Source organism: Polaromonas sp. (assembly GCF_043778355.1).
In the GTDB taxonomy this organism is placed as follows: domain Bacteria; phylum Pseudomonadota; class Gammaproteobacteria; order Burkholderiales; family Burkholderiaceae_C; genus Polaromonas.
The window spans coordinates 1-18,238 of record NZ_JAYWHI010000030.1 but is presented as its reverse complement, the minus strand read 5'-3'; the positions used below and the strand labels follow the sequence as shown (position 1 = coordinate 18,238).

Genomic DNA, 18,238 nt, shown 5'->3' with positions numbered 1-18,238 from the left:
GGCCTCACGCGGTGACCGGCGCGGCCACATGCCCCCGGCCCTGGGTTTCATGGGACGGCGCCCAGTGCAGCAGCTCCAGCGTGCCGTCGTAGTGCTCGACCAGCGCGGTTCGGCTTTCAACCCAGTCGCCATCGTTGCAGTACAACACGCCGTTGATGTCACGCATCTCGGCGCGGTGGATATGACCGCAGACCACGCCCTGGTGGCCTCGGCGGCGCGCCTCGTTGGCCACGGCCACCTCAAAATCGGTCACGTAGTTCAGCGCGCTTTTGACCTTTTGCTTGAGGTACGCAGACAGGGACCAGTAAGGCAGGCCCAACCGCGCGCGCAGGCTGTTCAGATGGCGATTGAGCTTGAGCGTGAACTCATACAGGTTGTCCCCCACATAAGCCAGCCATTTGGCGCACTGCACCACGGCATCGAAGTAGTCACCATGCACCACCCAGAGCCTGCGGCCGTCCGCCGTGATGTGCACCGCTTCGTCGAGCACCTCGATGCCACCAAACTGGTGGCCGATGAATTCACGCGCAAACTCGTCGTGGTTGCCCGGCACATAAATCACGCGGCAGCCCTTGCGGGCGCGTTTGAGCAGCTTTTGCACCACGTCGTTGTGCGACTGCGGCCAGTACCATTTGCGCCGCAATTGCCAGCCATCGACGATGTCACCCACCAGATAGAGGTAGTCGCTGGGATGGGCCTTCAGGAAATCCAGGAGGGCTGCGGCCTGGCAGCCGGGCGTGCCCAGGTGCAGGTCGGAGATGAAGATGCAGCGATAACGCTTGCGCAGCGCCAACTCGTCATGGTCGTCGGCGTCATCAGGCGGCAAGCCGTGATTCAGCGGGCCGAGCTTGTCGAACAGCGAGCGCATCAGTCCCCCTTGCTGGAGAAATGTTTGCGATAACGCGTCGGCAGATCGGCGATGCGCATCATCATCGGCAGGTCGGCCGAGTTGAAGTCGGGGTCCCAGGCCGGCGCGCCCAGCACCTTGGCACCCAGGCGCAGGTAACCCTTGATCAGTGCCGGCGGCTCGACGTCCAGAGAATCATCCAGGCGCTCGACCGGCAGCGGCAGGCGCGGCGTCACGTGGTATTCGATGGACGCCAGATGGGTTTGCCGAACCTGCCGCCAGATGCTGGCTGCGGCCTGGCCCGGTGATGCACCGTTGTGCTGCATCGGAATGCTGGCGCATCCGATCATGGTGTCGAGCTGGTTGCGCGCCATGAATTCGGCCAGCGCGCCCCACAGCGCCAGAATCACGCCGCCATGACGGTGGTCGGCATGCACGCAGCTTCGGCCCAGCTCGACCATGCGCGGGCGCAAAAAGCGCAGGCGGGTCAGATCGAACTCGGTGTCGCTGTAGGTGCTGCCTGCGCGTTTGGCCTGCGCCGGTGTCAGCACGCGGTAGGTGCCTATGACTTCCTGGCTGGCCTCGTCGCGCACCAGCAGGTGTTCGCAAAAGTCATCAAAGATGTCGATGTCATGGCCGGGCAACACGCCAGACAGCCTGGCGCCCATTTCGGTCGCGAAGACCTGGTACCTCAGGCGCTGTGCCTGCCGGACCTCGTCTTGGTGCCTGGCCCAGCCGACCTGGATTTTCCCCACGGCAGACCTTTGAACAGTGGCTGGAAGGGGTGCATGAGAGCTTTGATGAAGTAACCCCCGTGAAAAATGCGCCGGGGCGACCGGCGACAGTGCAAACGTGGGGTTCGGCAGTTCTTTCATGATGACTCCTTGTTGTCTTTCGATGAACCAGGTTAAAACGCTGTAAAAAAGCCCCGGGGTCGGGGCTATGTCAATCTCATATCAGGTACCGACCGTGCCGCCATCCTTGCGGCGGATCACAACGGTGGCCGAACGCGGCCGGCCGCCGGTGGGCCCGTCGGGCCAGTGGCTGACCGCCTTGGGTTGGGCCGGGTCGCCGCGTTCACTGGCGGTTTCGCCGGGATGCTGGATGTTGATGAAGACGGCGCGGCGGTCTGGCGTGAAGGTCACGCCGGTGATTTCGCAACCGGCCGGACCGGTCAGAAAACGCTTGGTCTCGCCAGTGGCCGGATCGGCGCACAACATCATGTTGTTGCCCATGTTCGCGTAAGCGCCCTTGTGCATGGCCGAGGTGGACACGTCGGTCTGGATCCAGAGCAGGCCGCCGGCGTCGAACTGCAGGCCGTCGGGGCTGCCGTACATGTCGCCCTTGATGCTGCCGCGGTACTCGGCCTTGCCGGCATTCGGGTCGCCCGCCAGTGCGAAGTGCATCCAGCGAAACTCGGTCGCGCTGGCGTCGCCGTCAAACGCGCCAGAGCCGCCCTGCCCCTTGCCTTCGCGCCAGCGGATGATGTGGCCCATGATGTTGTCGTTGCGCGGGTTGGAGGCATCGGCCATGCGACCGCCCTGACCGCGCGCGCTGTTGTTGGTCAGTGTCAGGAAGACCTCCCCGGTGTTCGGGTGTACCGCCACCCACTCGGGACGGTCCATTTTTGTGGCGCCGACGGCATCGGCGGCCTGCCGGCACTTGATGACCACCTCGGCCTGGCTGGCAAAGCCGGCGGCGGCGGTCAAGCCGTCTTCGCCATGAACCAGAGGTAACCAGCGGCCGTAGCCCTGAGCATCAAAACGCGCGACGTACAGCGTGCCGTGGTCCAGCAGCTCGCGGTTGGCGCGGTAGCCGCCGGACTTGACCTTGTCCCGGCTGACAAACTTGTAGACATATTCAAAGCGCTCGTCGTCGCCCATGTAAACGACAGCGCGCCCGTCCCGGCTCAGGGTGGTGGTCGCGCCCTCGTGTTTGATGCGACCCAGCGCGGTGCGCTTGACCGGGGTCTGGGTCGGGTCCTGCGGATCAATCTCAACCACCCAGCCGAAACGGTTTTGTTCGTTGGGGGTTTTCACCGCATCGAAGCGCTCGTCAAACTCGTGCCAGCGGTAGCCGAAGCCCTTGCTGCGCAGGCCGTAACGCAGCTCGTCGGGCGTGGGCTTGTCCTGGGCCGAGAAGTAGCCGTTCCAGTTTTCCTCGCAGGTCAGGAAGGTGCCCCAGGGGGTCTGGCCGGCCGCGCAATTGTTCAACGTGCCGAGCGGGCGAACGCCTTCCGGGTCGGCCGCCGTCTTGAGCAGGGCATGTCCGGCCGCCGGACCGCTGAAGGCCATGGGCGTGGTTGCCGTGATGCGACGCGCATAACGCGAATTGGGCATCACGCGCCAGACACCGCCGCGCTCGACCACCTCGATGATGCTGACGCCGTGCGCTGCCTGCGACTTGCGCACCTTGTCGGCCGTCCAGGTTTTCATGCCGTCGCTGTGCAGCAAACCATCGTCGGTGTATTCGTGGTTGATGGCCAGCAGCCCGTGGCGCGGGTTTTTGTCGAGCGGGAAATACTCCATACCGTCGTGGTGCATGCCCGCCTGCAGCAGTTGCTCCTGCACACTGTTGGAGGCATCCGCCGCGAAGGCCGGAGCCGCCGTACCGGCGATGCCAGTGGCGTCACCCCAGCGGTACAGAACCTGCGCTTCATATTCAGGTGGTACCACCAGTACATCGGCGCTGGAGACCGGCACGCCTGTGAAGCCCAGTGGTTTGCCCTTGGCGGACGTGGCGGCGTGGCCGGTCAGGGTGTGCGAACCCATCAGCAGCGCGACGGCTGCCGAGGTGCAGCGCAGCACATGGCGGCGCCCGCCGTCTACCTCATGGATGGACGGATTTCCCGCCGCGTTGACGCCGTTTTCCGGCTCGTAAGCCTTGCCAAACCCTTGACCCATGAATTGCTTCCCATCGTGTTTTAGTAGATGCGGAGATTCTGGAATCCGGGGGTGACGTGTTCATGTCGGTTTGATGGCGGTTTGATGACAACCACCCATACCGCCTATTTGCTATTGAATAAATAGCTGCTTGCGCTTGCCGGATATGGGCTGGAGGCGATTTTTATTGAGAATTCGGCATCACGCTGCGTCCCCGGTTCGCCTTTGGACAGTAGGCGCGACTCCCCACTCCCAACCCTGGCCCGTCCCTCGCCCCGCGGGGCGAGAGAAGGGGGCCTCATTTGGCCGCGTGCGCTGCGCTCGCGTGCAAACATGACGGTCTGCTGGGAGTCCCATCCTTGAAGCGCTTTGGGCTTCAAGGACTCCGGATTTCTCTCCGGAATGGTCTTCTTATCCACCCGTCGGGCTGGGCCGAGGAGCGCAGGCAAAAGCGGATCAGGGCTCGCGATTGTCTGAGGCGCTAGCCGAGTTCGAGCGAGACCCCGCTTTTACCGAGCACCGCAGGTTGCCCGCAGCGAAGCGGAGGGACCCGGACCATCGGGTCGCCTTTTTCTTTGCTTACTTTCTTTTTGGCGACGCAAAAAGAAAGTGAGTTGCCGCCGGGCAACCCCCGGCCAACGGTCGCGGGCATGCCCAAAAAGATTGAAGCAAGACGGCTTCGACAGGCTCAGCCCGAACGGTCGGAGGATCGCCTGCATGGATCCCGGATCAAGCCCGGAATGACCTGTTCAGCGCCACAAACAAAAAAGGCTTCGGAACCGAAGTTCTGAAGCCTTTTTGGCTTTGTCTCAGCACAAGGCTGAGACCGCTGGGTTGCAGGGCTTAGTAGCCGCCGCGACCACCGCCGCCGCCGCCGCCGTAGCCGCCACCGCCGGAACGATCGCCACCGCCGTAACCGCCGCCACCACCACCGCCGCCGAAGCCGCCGCTACGTGGAGGACGTGCTTCCATCGGACGGGCTTCGTTCACAGTGATGCTGCGACCGCCGAGGGACTGGCCGTTCATGCCGGCGATTGCGGCTTGAGCTTCGGCATCGTTGCCCATTTCGACAAAGCCGAAACCTTTGGAGCGACCGGTGTCACGTTCCATCATGACTTTGGCGCTGGTGACAGAGCCGTACTGGCCGAAAGATTGTTGCAGGTCTTCGTCACGAACCGTGTATGGCAGGTTGCCGACGTAAAGTTTATTGCCCATGGGGACTCCTCAAAAATACATAAAACAAAAGCGATGGGGTCCCGAAAGCACAACAAAACAAACCGCCGTAGCGCGCGAAACTGACCGATCACCTAACTTGTGCGGACGTTTTGACACGCACCCCCTGATTATGCTGCATGAATTGCGTTGGCACTACATTACTTTTACAAAAAGGGCAAGATAAACACAGTCAGCTCGCCGGCGCCACCTCGCGCAGGCCGTCCGGTTCGCTGAAGTGCTATGAATTGGGTAGCACACCATGCTCGTCATAAAGGGCTGCTGGCCATGTAGTCTGGTTACCCCGGCGAAATTGCGCCTCACGACCTCATCGTCCGTTCTAGCTGGCCGTTGGTCGCAAAAAACCTGCGGATCGACAGACCACGGGGCTTCGCCGCGAGCCCGATCCTGCGCAAACAGACTGTGAAGTCAACGAAGCCATGTTTTTTCGGGTTTCCGCCATCAGGCAGAGGTTGCACCGGACAACCAAGGTTGTCGACATCCCAACCTCCAGCGGCGACGCCAGTATGGGCTGGCGCATCGACCTGCACCGGAGAGACACGGCGCGGCTGCCTGCCCACGATCAATGAGTTGCTCGCAGAAACCGTCGACGGTTGCCACCCAACCAACCCTCTGCGACTGCGCGATTCTGCCCTCATCCGATCGTCGGCTCCCCGCCCTGTGGAACGCTTAAAGGCAGCAGAAATAAGGGGGTATTTGGTCAAGACCACACAATCAGTAACAGAACGATACACTTCGTTCTTTTTTAAACTCATAGGTATTTCCATGGACCTTGTAGTTATAACCAGTTATCAGCCGCTCTATGTCGCGCTGTCATTTTTGTTTGCCGTAGCAGGCTCTTTTGTTGCGCTGACGGCAGCGACCCGCATCAAGCAGGCCGACGGCAGTTTCAGCACCGCCAACACCCTGACCGCAGGTCTGGGGCTCGGCGGCATCGGTGTCTGGGGCATGCACTTTGTCGGCATGCTGGCACTCAAGCTCGATGTCGCCACCAGTTACGCCATGGTGGAAACCGGCCTGTCCCTGCTTGCCGCCATCGTGGCCGCCTCAATGGCCCTTGGCTACGTCGCCCGCGCGCCGGAGCGCCTAGGCCGGATGCTGGTGGCGGGCACCCTGCTGGGCATGAGTGTGGTGGTGATGCATTACCTCGGTATGTACGGCATGAAAATCGGTGGCTATATCCAGTGGGACTACGCAATCATCGCCGCGTCCATCGCGATAGCAGTGCTGGCCGCGACGGCCGCCCTGTGGCTGGCCTTTCACACAGCCGCGCTCATCAAGCGCCTCGGCGCCGCGCTGGTGATGGCGGTGGCGGTGTGCGCCATGCACTACACCGGCATGGCGGCGGCAGAGTTTGTCTGCACCACCGCCAACCGCACCGCCATCCCCCAGGGCTTCGGCTATGTGAGTTCGTTCAGTATTTCCTCAATGGTGATCATCGCCACTCTGTCCATGGCCTTCCTCATTGCCATGAGTATGCTGTTTCAGCCGACAGCCCTGGCAGGCAGGCAGAAACTGCATGCCAAACCCGCGCGTCGCTGACACCGGCGCTACCCCTCAGTCGCTTTCTTTCCAGCGCCGGCTGACTGGGTTGATCCGGGCAAGCCCGGCTTGGGACAAGAAGCTGGCCGCGGAAGGGCCGAGCCGCCCTCCCAGGGACGATGAGGCGCTGATGCGTGAGCTCGTCGTGCCAGTGCTCGGTATCTGCCAGATCACCTTGCTGGGTAGGCAGTGAGCCGTCCAGCCCTGCGGCCAGCAGGGAGTCGTCGCTTTGCACGAGGTTGCGGGCCTTGCGCCAGTTGCCTGCGCGCATGAGAGCCCACAGCCTCGCGACGGGAAGCCACCCGCCATTTCATTGACGCCCTCTACCCCGCGCAAGCATCCGCCACCCGCCATGGGCACCTCCCTGGTTTGTCTGCAGGAGCGGTTTTGCGGGGGTGCCGGGTGTCACCGCCGCCGGAGCACCACCACAACGTGAAACGCTATTAATTCAATAGCTGCCTACCCAAGTTCACCAAGGGCCAGAGGCCGATTTGATGCATGAAACTCAAAGACTGCGCTGATTCACGCGTTTCGACAGCGCCTCGGTACTTTCCTTGCGCTCGCTGTAGCGGTCCACCAGGTAAGGTGAGACATCACGTGTCAGCAAGGTGAACTTGACAAGTTCTTCCATCACATCAACCACGCGGTCGTAGTAGGCCGAGGGCTTCATGCGGCCGGCTTCATCGAACTCCAGGAAGGCCTTGGCCACGGATGACTGATTCGGGATCGTCAACATGCGCATCCAGCGGCCCAGCACGCGCAGCTGGTTCACGGCATTGAAAGATTGCGAGCCGCCGCTGACCTGCATCACGGCCAGTGTTTTGCCCTGGGTCGGGCGCACCGCGCCATCGGCCAGCGGGATCCAGTCGATCTGCGACTTCATGATGCCGGTCATGGCGCCGTGGCGCTCGGGCGATGTCCAGACCATGCCCTCGGCCCACTGCGCCAGTTGCCGCAGTTCCTGCACCCTGGGGTGGCTGTCGGGCGCGTCGTCGGGCAGCGGCAGGCCGCGCGGGTCGAATGTTCTTGTTTCTGCGCCCATGGCCTGCAGCAGGCGCGCGGCTTCTTCACTGAGCAGGCGGCTGTAAGAACGCTCACGCACAGACCCGTAGAGCAGCAAGATGCGCGGCGCATGGGCCGAGGGGCGAAAGGCCTGCAGCGCGCTGGCCGTGGGCGGCACAAACAGGTCTTTGACGAGGTGGGGAAGGTCGTCAAGCGCCGGCAACACGTTCCCCTTTGTCATTGATCACCTGCTCGCCGTCTTCCTTGATAAAAGCGCCCTGCTGCGGCGCCGGCAGGATGTCCAGCACGGCTTCGGAGGGCCGGCACAGGCGCGTGCCCAGCGGCGTCACAACGATCGGGCGGTTGATCAGGATCGGGTGGGCCAGCATCGCGTCAATCAGTTGCGCGTCGCTGAGTGCCGGGTCGTCCAGCTTCAGATCTTCGTAAGGTGTGCCTTTTTGCCGCATCACACTGCGCACCGGCACACCCATGGCGGCGATCAGTCGCTCCAGCGTCTCGCAGCTGGGCGGTGTTTTCAGGTACTCAATCACTTCAGGCTCCGCCCCGCAGTTGCGGATCAGCGCTAGCGTGTTGCGCGAGGTGCCGCACTGGGGGTTATGGTAAATCGTGATGTCCGGCATGACTATTTCCTCGCTGGATTGCTTCAATTCGATAATTCAATTATATTTGAATTATGGAAATAAAAACACTCGACGAAGTTTCAGCAGTGCGTGCGCTGGCCGCGCTGGCTCAGGCCCAGCGCCTGCGCACCTTCCGCGCGCTGGTGGTGGCCGGGCCCGACGGTCTGACGCCCGGCGCGATTGCCGAGAAGCTCGAAGTCGCGCCCAGCGCACTGTCCTTCCATCTCAAGGAACTGGCCCATTCCGGCCTGGTCAGCAGCGAGCCGCGCGGCCGCAACCTGATTTACCGCGCCAACTTCGAGCAGATGAGCGCCCTGCTCGGCTACCTGACCGAACATTGCTGTCAGGGTCAGGCCTGCGAGGTCACCGGCGACGCGGCCTGTGCCGCCTGCTGACCGGGACGCCGGATGAACCTCGCCGAAACCCTGAACCTCGGGTGCCTGTGCCGCACCCTGAACCCCGAGCGCCTGCGCCAGCAGCTCGAAACCGACCCCAGCCTGCAAGGCATGCTGGACGGTCTGACCGCCACCCACCCGCACCTTTTTTCTGAAACCGCCGTGTTTGTGGACCCCGGCATGCGCGCCGCTGTCGGACAGGCGGTTGCGGCCCTCGAACGTGTGGTCGCCCTGCCCGCCTACCAACAACTCGCGCTGGCCCATGCCCCTGAAACCGCCCAGCACAACTTCGGCCCTTCGGGCGTTTTCATGGGTTATGACTTTCACCTGGGCGACAAGGGTCCACGGCTGATCGAGATCAATACCAACGCCGGCGGCGCGCTGCTCAACGCCGCCCTGGCACGTGCGCACCGCGACTGCTGCGCACCGATGCAGGGCCTGATGGATGCGTCCACCGACCTGACCCACCTGAACCAGGCTTTTGTGGACATGTTCCGCGCCGAGTGGCAGGCCCAGCGCGGTGCGCAGCCGCTGCGCACCGTGCTGATCACCGACGATGCGCCGGAGTCGCAATACCTCGCGCCCGAATTTGCGCTGGCGCGCCAGCTCTTTCTGGCACACGGGATCACGGCCGCGGTTGGCGACGCGCGGGCGTTGCAGTGGAAAGACGGCGGTTTGTGGCACCCGGCCCTGCCCGGCGCCGCCGTCGATCTGGTTTACAACCGCCTGACCGACTTCAGCCTGTCCGAACCCAGCCATGCCGCACTGCGCAGCGCCTATGTGGCCGGCGCGGCGGTGGTTACGCCGCACCCGCGTGTCCATGCGCTGTTTGCCGACAAGCGCAACCTGATCACGCTCGGTGACGATGTATTGCTGGCTTCCTGGGGGGTGTCGGCCGAAGACCGGCGCCTGCTGCAGGCCGTGGTGCCGCACACCGAGCTGGTCAGCGCAGAACATGCCGACGATCTCTGGGCGCGCCGGCGCCAGCTGTTCTTCAAGCCGGGGGCGGGTTACGGCGCCAAGGCCGCCTATCGCGGCGACAAACTCACCAAAACCGTCTGGGCCCACATCACGGCAGGCGGCTTTATCGCACAGGCCTTGGTACCGCCCAGCGAAAGAATGGTCGATGTCGATGTCGATGTCGATGGCGTGGCGACGCGCCTGAAGCTGGACATACGCGCCTACACCTTTCGCGGCCAGGTGCAGTTGCTGGCCGCACGCACCTACACCGGCCAGACCACCAACTTCCGCACGGCCGGCGGCGGCTTTTCGCCCGTGGTGGTGTTGCCCCTGCTGCCTGCACCGCCATGAAAAAACCACTCGCACCTGTCATTGCGGGCCTGACCCGCAACCCATGCCGCCAGCATGGATTCCGGATCACGTCCGGAATGACAAACCGCGCAAGAGGATTGGCTGATTTGCCGTTTTGTCACAACCGTTCTTCCTGGAGAATTTTCAATGTCTGAGCGCCCCCTCAACGTCCTGTTCTTGTGCACTCACAACTCCGCCCGCAGCATCCTGGCTGAAGCTGCCCTGAACCACATGGCCAAGGGCCGCTTCAAGGCCTTTTCGGCCGGCAGCAGCCCGCGCGAGAACCAGCAGCCGAACCCGCTGGCATTGAAGGTGCTGCACAACGCCGAGATCTCCACAGAAGGTCTGCGCAGCAAGAGCTGGGACGAGTTCGCCGCAGCCGACGCGCCACTGATGGATCTCGTCATTACCGTGTGCGACAACGCCGCCGGCGAGGTCTGCCCCTACTGGCCCGGCCAACCGGCCACCGCGCATTGGGGCTACCCCGATCCGTCCGAGGTTTCTGGTGACGAGACGCAGAAACTGGAGGCCTTCCGCCAGACCCTGCTGGCCATACGCCGCCGGCTGGACCTCTTGACCAACCTGTCGCCCGAGAAGCTGGAGCGCGCCATGGTGCAGCAGGCTGCGCGCGACTTGTCCCGTTCATGAGCGGCGCTACGTCTGCCGCTGCTGTCGCGGCGCCGCGCCTGAGGCACCGGCTCGTCGCCGAGTTCCTTGGCACGGCCGCCCTGCTCTGCGCCGTGATCGGCTCGGGCGTCATGGCCGAGCGTCTGGCCGGCGGCAACACCGCGATCGCCCTGCTGGCCAACACCCTGGCCACGGTGTTTGCCCTGTACGTGCTGATCGAAACTCTGGGCCCCGTCAGCGGCGCACACTTCAACCCGCTGGTGACCCTGGTTGTGGCATCAAAAATGCCCTCAGCCCATAGCGGACAAGCGCAAGTAGCTCTCTTTTTTATAGCAGCCCAGCTTGCGGGCGCAGTCGCAGGGGCCTGGCTGGCGCACGCGATGTTTGACATGAGCGTGTTCCAGTTCAGCGCCAAGCTGCGCAGCGGCTGGGGGCAGTGGCTGGCCGAAGCGGTGGCGACCGCCGGGCTGATTCTGGTGATCCTGCGCGCGCCGCCCGGCAAGGCCGCGGCGCTGGTGGCTTGTTATATAGGCGCAGCCTACTGGTTCACCGCCAGCACCTCGTTTGCCAACCCGGCCGCCGTGCTGGGCCGCATGCTCTCGGACAGCTTTGCCGGCATTGCACCAGCCAGCGCGGCCGGTTTTGTGATCGCGGAAGCCGCCGGCGCGGTGGCCGGCGTGTTGTTGAGCCGCGCGCTGGGTCCCATACCGACCGACGCCCCGCACTAGCGACACCGGTTTCGCTGCCAGCGTCCGCCACCCATGCACCCGCGCCGCAGTGTCACCGTCACCAGCCTCGGCATCGCGCAAACACTGGCCTGGGCTTCCAGCTACTACCTGCCAGCCATGCTGGCAGCGTCGATGGCGCGCGACCTGGGTATCAGCGCGCCGACCGTGTTCCTCGGTTTTTCGTTGGCCCTGGTGGTGTCTGCCCTGCTCGGGCCACTGGCCGGCAAACTGATCGACCGCTACGGTGGCCGGCCGGTGCTGGCAGCCAACAGCTTCATCTTTGCTGCCGGCCTGGCCGGGCTGGCCATGGCGCAGGGACCGGTCGGCATGATGGTCGCCTGGGCTCTGCTCGGTGTGGCGATGGCGGCCGGTCTTTACGAAGCGGCCTTTGCGGCGCTGGTGCACCTCTACGGCAGGGAAGCGCGCGGCGCCATCACCGGCATCACCTTGTTCGCCGGTTTTGCCAGCACCGTGGGCTGGCCGCTGTCGGCCTGGCTGGAGCTCGAATGGGGCTGGCGCGCGGCCTGTCTGGTCTGGGCTGGTCTGCATTTGGTGGTGGCCTTGCCGCTGAACCTGCTGCTGCCCGGTTCACCCGTCGCTCAAATCGCTCAGGCCGCACCAGCGGATCAAGCCGTCGACATCACGCCCGCATCGGCGCGTTCACAGAACACCACCCGTACCGCCGTACTGCTGGCCTTTGTTTTCGCCGTGACGTGGTTCATCAGCACCGCGATGGCCGCGCACCTGCCGCGGCTGCTGCAGATTCAAGGTGTGCCACTGGCCACTGCGCTGATCTTCGCCGGGCTGGTCGGGCCGGCGCAGGTGGCCGGTCGCCTGCTCGAATACGGACTGCTGCGCAATGTACACCCGCTGATCTCGGCGCGTGTGGCCGGCGCCATGCACACGCTGGGCGCCATGGCGTTTTTGGCCATCGGTGTGCCGGCCGGCGCGGTGTTCACTGTGCTGCATGGCGCGGGCAACGGCGTGCTGACGATTGCCAAGGGCACCTTGCCGCTGGTGCTGTTCGGCGTGAAGGACTATGGCGCACGCCAGGGCCTGCTGATGGTGCCGGCGCGTTTTGCACAGGCGCTGTCGCCCTGGTTGTTTGGCCTGGCGCTGGACCGATTCGGCGGCGCAGCGCTGTGGTTTTCAGCGGCGCTGGGCGCGCTGGCCTTTGCGGCGCTGATGGCGCTGCGCGACAAGGCGGTCCCGCATTCCTGAGCGGATCACCCCAGCCACTTCTGCAAAAACTGCGCATGGCCCAGCGCCGGATCGAGCTGGTAGCCGGCAAAACCGATACGTTCATAGAGCCTGATCGCCGGTGTATTGCCCGGCAGCACCTCCAGCGTGAGCTTGCAGGCGCCGCGTTCACGCGCGACGACCTCGACCTCGGCCAGCATCTTCTCGCCAACGCGCTGGCCACGGTGGCTGGCCAGCACCACCACGTCATGCACGTTAATCAACGGCCGACAGGCAAAGGTGGAGAAACCTTCGATGCAGTTCACCAGCCCCACTGGCAACGCGCCGTCAAAGGCCAGCACGCTGAAAGCCTGTGGCCGCGCGGCCAGTTCCTGCACCAGATGCTTCTTGGAAAAGTCACTGAGCGGCTGGCCGCCGCCGGCCGGATCGCGCGCATAGGCGTCGAGCAAATCGACCAGGGCGCTGGCATGCGCTGCATGGTGGTAGTCGGCGCGGAAGATCTGGAGTCCGGTGGAGGCAGGCTGGGTCACGGGGGTTCCGTTGGCGTGGCGAGAAAGCAGCGATTTTACGGGCCGCACCGCCAACTGGCCGCCATGCATGTATCAAACAGGGCTCCAGCCCATACCAGACAAGCGCGAGAAGCTATTGATTTCATAGCAAATGACGCCAACCTCTGGCCGCAAACTGTGGCGTTGAATTACGGCCGGCTCTTTACCGGAGGTTTACCCTTGGCTGTCAACCGCTACACCTGCCACTAAAAGCTTGCAGTGATAATTCCTGTCAGGGATGACAAACACCCGCGCACGGCAAGCCGACGGCGCGCAGCGACATCCCCAGCCACAACAAAAAAATGCTGCTGAGCAGCGGCAACAAGGACAGCTGATGGATCCAGAATTCGACGCGCCGCCCGCGGGCACTCTCACCCCGCCCCCCCGCCGCATGAGCCGCCGCGCCCGGCTGATCGGCAGCCTGATCGCGCTGCTGGCCCTGGCCGGCATGGGCTGGCTGGCCTGGCACTTCACCCGCCCCGCCACCGAGGCAGGTGCCGCCGGGCCGGGCGGTGCAGGCCGCCGCGCACCGGCCACCACGGTCGGTGTTGCCACCGCTGAGCAGGCCAATATCCCGATCGTGCTGGACGCCTTGGGCACCGTGACGCCGCAGGCCAGCGTGCGGGTGCGCCCGCAGGTCACCGGCGTGATGCAGAAAGTGCTGTTCAAGGAAGGCCAGATGGTCAAGGCAGGTGAGTTGCTGGCCACCATCGACCCGCGCCAGTTCGAACTCGCACTGCAGCAGGCCGCAGGCCAGCGCCAGCGCGACGAGGCGCAACTCGACAGTGCCCGCGTGACGCTGCAGCGCTTCCAGACCCTGCTGAGCCAGGACTCGATTGCCCGCCAGGAGGTGGACTCGCAGGCCGCCCTGGTCAAGCAGCTCGAAGGCACCGTGGTGATCAACCGGGCCAACGAAGGCGCCGCGCGCCTGAACCTCGGCTACACCCGCGTCGTTGCGCCGGTCTCGGGCCGCGTCGGCCTGCGCGCGGTGGACATCGGCAATGTGGTCAGCCCCAGCGATGCCAACGGGATTGCGCTGATTACCCAGGTCACACCGATTGATGTGGTGTTTGCGATCCCGCAGGACCAGGTCGGTGAGTTGCAGCAAGCGGCGGCCTCGGGCGCCCCCATGAAAGTCACGGCGCTGGACCGCACACGAAGCGCCGTGCTGGACACCGGCGTATTTGCCTCGCTGGACAACCTCGTCGACACCACCACCGGCACCGTCAAGGCCAAGGCGCGTTTTGCCAACAGCAAGCTCGCGTTGTTCCCGAGCCAGTTTGTCAATGTACGGGTCGAGGTGCGCACGATTGACAACGCCGTGGTGGTGCCCGTCACGGCGCTGCGCCTGGGGGCTAGCGGCGACTATGTGTATGTGCTCAATGGCGCTGACCGCACCGTCAGCCTGCGGCCCGTCAAGCGCGGCCCCGCCACGGTGGACAAGGTGGTGATTGCCTCGGGACTGAAGGCGGGCGAACGCGTGATCACCGAAGGCGCCGACCGCCTCAAGGATGGAGCGCGCGTGGTGCTGCCGGGCGATGCGCCGGGCGCGGGCGGCGCCGGGCGCCAGGGCCGCCGACCGCAGGGCGCGGCCTCGGCGCCGGGCGGCAGTGATGCCGGCGCGCCGCCACCGCAAGGCAGGGCATCCGCACCACCTGCCGCAGCCGCGCCGGCGCCGGCTTCACCACCGGTGGCCGTCGCAGCGCCTGCGGCCGGACCGGCAGCCCCTTCCCCGGCAAGCGCCGCCGCTGGCGCGCCCACCGCCGAGCAGCTCAAACGCTTTCTGGACCAGGTCAAGGACGATCCGGAGGCGCTGGCACGCCGCCAGTCGCTGGTCGACAAGATCAAACAGGGCGACGCTGCCGCCCTGGACCGCTGGCAGAAGATCAGGGAGCGGCGGCGCGACAACAACCAGGCGCCGACGCAGTGACTGGTACGAGGCGACACCCCGCATGAGCCCGTCCAGCCCCTTTATCCTGCGGCCGGTCGCCACCGCGCTGCTGATGGTGGCCATCGTGCTGGCCGGTCTGGTCGGCTTCAAATTTTTGCCACTGTCGGCGCTCCCGCAGGTCGATTACCCGACCATCCAGGTCCAGACCCTGTACCCTGGCGCCAGCCCCGAGGTCATGGCGCAAACCGTGACCGCGCCGCTGGAGCGTCAGTTCGGCCAGATGGCCGGTCTGCAGCGCTTGAGCTCGACCAGCGCAGCCGGGGTGTCCATCGTCACCCTGCAATTCGGCCTGGGTCTGGCGCTCGATGTGGCCGAGCAGCAGGTGCAGGCCGCCATCAACGCCGGCGGATCGCTGCTGCCGGCCGACCTGCCGGCGCCGCCGGTCTACGCAAAGGTCAATCCGGCCGACGCGCCGATCTTGAGCTTGGCCATCACCTCCGACAGCCTGCCGCTGACCGAGGTGCAGAACATCGTCAACACCCGGCTGGCGCTCAAGATCAGCCAGGTCAGCGGTGTCGGCCTGGTCTCGCTGAGCGGCGGCCAGCGCCCGGCCGTGCGTATCCAGGCCGGCACGCGCGCCCTCGCCTCCTACGGCCTTGGGCTTGACTCATTGCGCACCGCGATCAGTTCGGCCAACGCCAACGCTGCCAAGGGCAGCATCGACGGGCCAACACGCTCCTACACCATCAACGCCAACGACCAGTTGTTGGCCGCCGCCGACTACCAGACCCTGATCATTGCGTTTCGCAACGGTGCGGCCGTGCGCGTCAGGGACGTGGCCCAGGTGGTGGACAGCGCGGAGAACATCAAGCTCGGCGCCTGGTCAGGACTGAAGCCCGCGATCATTTTGAATGTGCAGCGCCAGCCCGGCGCGAATGTGATTGCCACGGTGGACGCCATCAAGGAGCGCCTGCCCGAGCTGCAGGCCGGCCTGCCGACCGCCATGCGGGTCGACATCCTGAGCGACCGCACCACCGGCATACGCGCCTCGGTGCTGCATGTCGAGATCGAACTGCTGCTGGCCGTGGTGATGGTGGTGCTGGTGATTTTTGCGTTTTTGCGCAACATCCGCGCCACCGTGATCGCCAGCCTGGCCGTGCCGATTTCACTGATAGGCACCTGCGGCGCGATGTATTTGCTGGGCTACAGCCTGAACAACCTGAGCCTGATGGCGCTGACGATTGCCACCGGTTTTGTGGTCGATGACGCCATCGTGATGATTGAAAACATCTCGCGTTACATCGAGAAAGGCGAGGCACCCATGGCCGCCGCACTCAAGGGCGCGCAACAGATCGGTTTCACCATCATTTCGCTGACGGTCTCGCTGATCGCGGTGTTGATCCCGCTGCTGTTCATGGGCGACGTGGTCGGCCGGCTGTTCCGCGAGTTCGCGATCACGCTGGCCATCACGATCCTGATTTCGGCGGTGGTCTCGCTGACCCTGGTGCCCATGATGTCGGCCAGATGGCTGAAGCACACACCGGAAACCCCCAGCACCCCGACCGGCGCGCGGCTGGAGAAGTTTTTTGACGGTGTCATCACACGATATGACCAGTCGCTGACCTGGGTGATGCGGCACCAGGGCGCGACGCTGCTGGTGGCGCTGGCCACGCTGGTGCTGACCGTACTGCTTTACCTGGTGATTCCCAAAGGCCTGTTCCCAACGCAGGACACCGGCCAGTTGCAGGCGCGCATCGAAACCTCGCAGTCGGTGTCTTACGCCCGCATGGCCGAGTTGCAGCAGGCTGCGGCGCGGGCGATTCTGGAAGACCCGGATGTGGCCACGCTGAGCTCCTTCATCGGCGTGGACGCGGCCAACAACACCATGTTGCATACCGGCCGCATGTTGATCAACCTGAATAGCAGCCGCACCGGCAGCCAGCAGGAAACCATGGACCGGTTGCAGCGTCGCGCCGGCGAAGTGGCCGGCGTCACCCTGTTTCTACAGCCAACGCAGGATTTGACGATTGATGCCGAGACCGGGCCGACGCAGTTCCGCGTGTCCATCGAGGGCTCGGACACCGCCACCGTGTCGCTGTGGGCCAACAAGCTGGCGCAGCGCATGCAGGAGATGCCGGCGCTGCGCAACATCGCCTCGGACGCAGGCGCCCAGGGCAGCTCGGCTTATATCAAGGTGGACCGCGACACCGCCTCGCGTGTCGGTGTCACCACCTCTTCGATTGATGACGCCTTGTACAGCGCCTTCGGCCAGCGCATTGTCTCCACGATCTTCACCGAAACCAATCAGTACCGCGTGATTCTGGAAGCGATGCCGGACCAGCTCACCACGGCGGCTTCACTCGGCAACCTGCCGCTGCGCACCGGCTCGGGCACCACCACGCCGCTGAACAGTATCGCCAGCATCGTCGAGCGGCCGGCGCCGCTGCAGATCACGCGGGTGGCGCAGTACCCGGCCACCACGCTGGGTTTCGACACCGCGCCCCGCGTGTCGCTCGGCAAGGCGGTGGACCAGGTCAAGCAGGCGGCCAAAGACATCGCCATGCCGGCCAGCGTGACCATGACCTTCCTGGGCGCAGCGGGCGCCTACCAGTCCTCGCTGTCCAGCCAGTTGTGGCTGATCCTGGCGGCGGTGATCTGTGTCTACATCGTGCTCGGCGTGTTGTATGAAAGTTATATCCATCCGCTGACGATTCTCTCGACCTTGCCGTCGGCCGGCGTGGGCGCGCTGCTGATGCTGATGATCAGCGGCTCCGACCTCGGCGTCATCGGCATCATTGGCATCATCCTGCTGATCGGCATCGTCAAGAAAAACGCGATCATGATGATCGACTTTGCGATTGACGCCGAACGCAACGAAGGCAAGTCGCCGCAGGAAGCGATCCACCAGGCCGCACTCTTGCGCTTTCGTCCGATTTTGATGACCACGCTGGCCGCGCTGTTTGCGGCGGTGCCGCTGATGCTGGGCTGGGGTGAAGGCGCCGAGTTGCGCCGCCCGCTGGGCCTGGCCATCTTCGGTGGCCTGATCGTCAGCCAGGTGCTGACCCTGTTCACGACGCCGGTGATTTATCTGGCGTTTGACCGGATGGGACAGAGGTTCAGGCGCAGGGGTTCTGTATGAACGCCCTCCTCTTCCCCCGCTTTGTCATCCCGGACTTGAGGAGCCTGCCCCGGACTCCGATCCGGGGGGATCCATGCTCGAACACCAACACCGTTCGGGCAAAACCTGTCGAAGCCGTCGTCCCTTCCTGCGTTGGAGGTGTGCCAACTGGCCGGGGGTTGCCCGGCGGCAACTCACTTTTCTTTTGCGTCGCCAAAAGAAAAGTAAGCAAAAGAAAAGGCGACCCGATGGTCTGGGTCCCTTCGCTTCGCT

15 protein-coding genes are annotated in these 18,238 nt (G+C 64.5%); 8 read left to right on the top strand and 7 right to left on the bottom strand.

The window, feature by feature from the left end:
* Positions 1 to 4: 4 nt before the first annotated feature.
* The 4 genes from ACH2CW_RS04770 to ACH2CW_RS04755 form a co-directional block, all read right to left on the bottom strand.
* Entirely contained in the window at positions 5 to 868 is an 864-nt protein-coding gene (locus ACH2CW_RS04770) for a UDP-2,3-diacylglucosamine diphosphatase (RefSeq protein WP_395055699.1), read from the bottom strand.
* A complete protein-coding gene (locus ACH2CW_RS04765; protein ID WP_395055698.1) occupies positions 868 to 1,722 on the bottom strand; it encodes a GNAT family N-acetyltransferase in 855 nt (284 codons plus the stop codon). Before ACH2CW_RS04765 ends, ACH2CW_RS04770 begins: the two co-directional genes overlap by 1 nt.
* A gap of 81 nt (positions 1,723 to 1,803) precedes the next feature.
* Positions 1,804 to 3,750: a PhoX family protein gene (locus ACH2CW_RS04760; RefSeq protein ID WP_395055697.1), complete on the bottom strand. Its 1,947-nt coding sequence runs from the start codon at positions 3,748 to 3,750 to the stop codon at positions 1,804 to 1,806.
* A gap of 822 nt (positions 3,751 to 4,572) precedes the next feature.
* Positions 4,573 to 4,944: an RNA recognition motif domain-containing protein gene (locus ACH2CW_RS04755; protein ID WP_395055696.1), complete on the bottom strand. Its 372-nt coding sequence runs from the start codon at positions 4,942 to 4,944 to the stop codon at positions 4,573 to 4,575.
* Between the two features lie 783 nt (positions 4,945 to 5,727).
* Between ACH2CW_RS04755 and ACH2CW_RS04750 the strand changes: the two genes are divergently transcribed.
* Positions 5,728 to 6,504: an MHYT domain-containing protein gene (locus ACH2CW_RS04750; protein ID WP_395055695.1), complete on the top strand. Its 777-nt coding sequence runs from the start codon at positions 5,728 to 5,730 to the stop codon at positions 6,502 to 6,504.
* A gap of 505 nt (positions 6,505 to 7,009) precedes the next feature.
* Here ACH2CW_RS04750 and arsH read toward each other — a convergent pair.
* Positions 7,010 to 7,747, bottom strand: coding sequence for an arsenical resistance protein ArsH (gene arsH, locus ACH2CW_RS04745; RefSeq protein WP_395055694.1), 738 nt, complete (start codon positions 7,745 to 7,747; stop codon positions 7,010 to 7,012).
* Positions 7,716 to 8,147: an arsenate reductase (glutaredoxin) gene (gene arsC / locus ACH2CW_RS04740; protein WP_395055693.1), complete on the bottom strand. Its 432-nt coding sequence runs from the start codon at positions 8,145 to 8,147 to the stop codon at positions 7,716 to 7,718. Before arsC ends, arsH begins: the two co-directional genes overlap by 32 nt.
* Before the next feature lie 53 nt (positions 8,148 to 8,200).
* Between arsC and ACH2CW_RS04735 the strand changes: the two genes are divergently transcribed.
* The 5 genes from ACH2CW_RS04735 to ACH2CW_RS04715 all read left to right on the top strand — a co-directional run bounded on the left by ACH2CW_RS04735 (position 8,201) and on the right by ACH2CW_RS04715 (position 12,429).
* A complete protein-coding gene (locus tag ACH2CW_RS04735) occupies positions 8,201 to 8,542 on the top strand; it encodes an ArsR/SmtB family transcription factor (RefSeq protein WP_395055692.1) in 342 nt (113 codons plus the stop codon).
* A 12-nt stretch (positions 8,543 to 8,554) separates the two neighbouring features.
* On the top strand, positions 8,555 to 9,853 hold the full coding sequence (locus tag ACH2CW_RS04730) for a hypothetical protein (RefSeq protein ID WP_395055691.1): 1,299 nt from the start codon (positions 8,555 to 8,557) through the stop codon (positions 9,851 to 9,853).
* 147 nt (positions 9,854 to 10,000) lie between these two features.
* Entirely contained in the window at positions 10,001 to 10,501 is a 501-nt protein-coding gene (locus ACH2CW_RS04725) for an arsenate reductase ArsC (RefSeq protein WP_395055690.1), read from the top strand.
* On the top strand, positions 10,498 to 11,208 hold the full coding sequence (locus ACH2CW_RS04720; RefSeq protein ID WP_395055689.1) for an aquaporin: 711 nt from the start codon (positions 10,498 to 10,500) through the stop codon (positions 11,206 to 11,208). Before ACH2CW_RS04725 ends, ACH2CW_RS04720 begins: the two co-directional genes overlap by 4 nt.
* A gap of 33 nt (positions 11,209 to 11,241) precedes the next feature.
* Positions 11,242 to 12,429, top strand: a complete 1,188-nt coding sequence (locus ACH2CW_RS04715) for an MFS transporter (protein ID WP_395055688.1) — start codon at positions 11,242 to 11,244, stop codon at positions 12,427 to 12,429.
* A gap of 5 nt (positions 12,430 to 12,434) precedes the next feature.
* Here the strand turns inward: ACH2CW_RS04715 and ACH2CW_RS04710 are convergent, their stop codons facing one another.
* On the bottom strand, positions 12,435 to 12,938 hold the full coding sequence (locus ACH2CW_RS04710) for a GNAT family N-acetyltransferase (RefSeq protein ID WP_395055687.1): 504 nt from the start codon (positions 12,936 to 12,938) through the stop codon (positions 12,435 to 12,437).
* A gap of 409 nt (positions 12,939 to 13,347) precedes the next feature.
* Between ACH2CW_RS04710 and ACH2CW_RS04705 the strand changes: the two genes are divergently transcribed.
* Together ACH2CW_RS04705 and ACH2CW_RS04700 are read left to right on the top strand one after the other, a co-directional pair.
* Positions 13,348 to 14,886: an efflux RND transporter periplasmic adaptor subunit gene (locus ACH2CW_RS04705; RefSeq protein WP_395055686.1), complete on the top strand. Its 1,539-nt coding sequence runs from the start codon at positions 13,348 to 13,350 to the stop codon at positions 14,884 to 14,886.
* Between the two features lie 22 nt (positions 14,887 to 14,908).
* The gene (locus ACH2CW_RS04700; RefSeq protein WP_395055685.1) at positions 14,909 to 17,986 is read left to right on the top strand and encodes an efflux RND transporter permease subunit; all 3,078 of its coding nucleotides are present in this window, start codon (positions 14,909 to 14,911) and stop codon (positions 17,984 to 17,986) included.
* Positions 17,987 to 18,238: the final 252 nt, after the last annotated feature.